The 965-nt window shown below is 55.8% G+C and carries 1 protein-coding gene; it reads right to left on the bottom strand.

Annotated features, from left to right (window positions below; translation table 11 throughout):
- On the bottom strand, positions 1-965 hold a 965-nt coding region (locus HMPREF3178_RS20835), incomplete at both ends, for a VCBS domain-containing protein (protein WP_228705143.1).

Raw genomic sequence — 965 nt, 5'->3', positions numbered from 1 at the left:
GTCTGAATCCGAATCGCTGTCGGAGTCAGAATCGGCATCGCTATCCGTATCATCAGCCAGGCCGATATTAATGGTCAGCGTTGTGGTAGCCGTATCGCCATCCGCATCCGTGATGGTGTAGGTAAATACCTCCGTTTGCCCGACTGAATCAGCATCTCCGGTCGCCTGATAGGTATAAGTACCATCGGCATAGATCACCAGCTTACCGTAGGCGCCCTCAACGATCGTTCCTCCTGAGCTAACCTGCTGCGCCGATGCCCCCGAAACCGAGGATGCAACGATGCTGGTCACAGTAATACCCGTACCGATATCACCTACGTCTCCGCCAGCATCCGTCTGCAGTACGTTACCGCTGATGATCGCGGATTCGTATCCTACAGAGTCGGTTACCGCCACATCGACCGCTGTCGCTACGCTGATATTCGCCAGGAAGTTTACCAACGTCGGCAGCAGGCCAGTATTCGTCGGCGACGATATCACTACCGTGTAGTTCCCCTCCGGCAGGTCGCTGAAGCTGGCGCTGCCGCTGTAATCCAGGCTGACGCCTCCCGCCGTAATAGTCACCGCATTCGATGCTAGCGCAACCACTTCTCCGGTCACCGTATTAATCACCGCGAGATCGGCTTTGAAGGTATCCGTCCCACCCAGCAGAAGCAGTAGCGTATTGATCAGCGCCGCCGAGCTCAGCGTAGTACCGCCGGAGATATCCAGCGCCACATCCTGAGTCGTTCCACTCGCAACCGTAAAATCAAAGTTGTTCCCGCTAAGCAACGAAACATCGACCACACCAAGCAAGTTCACGCCTGTCAGTTGGGTAATCGTACCGTTCAGGCCCTCGAGGTTGTCATGATTCTCGAAGATCAGAGCGGTATTGGTATCCGCGTTGGCTTGCGGGATATCCGAGTCGCTATCCGAATCGGCATCGCTGTCGGAGTCCGAATCGCTGTCCGAATCCGAGTCGCTGT

Origin of the sequence: Klebsiella sp. HMSC09D12 (genome assembly GCF_001808475.1) — a bacterium.
GTDB classification, from domain to species: domain Bacteria; phylum Pseudomonadota; class Gammaproteobacteria; order Enterobacterales; family Enterobacteriaceae; genus Klebsiella; species Klebsiella oxytoca.
This window is presented reverse-complemented; position numbering and strand designations above follow the sequence as displayed.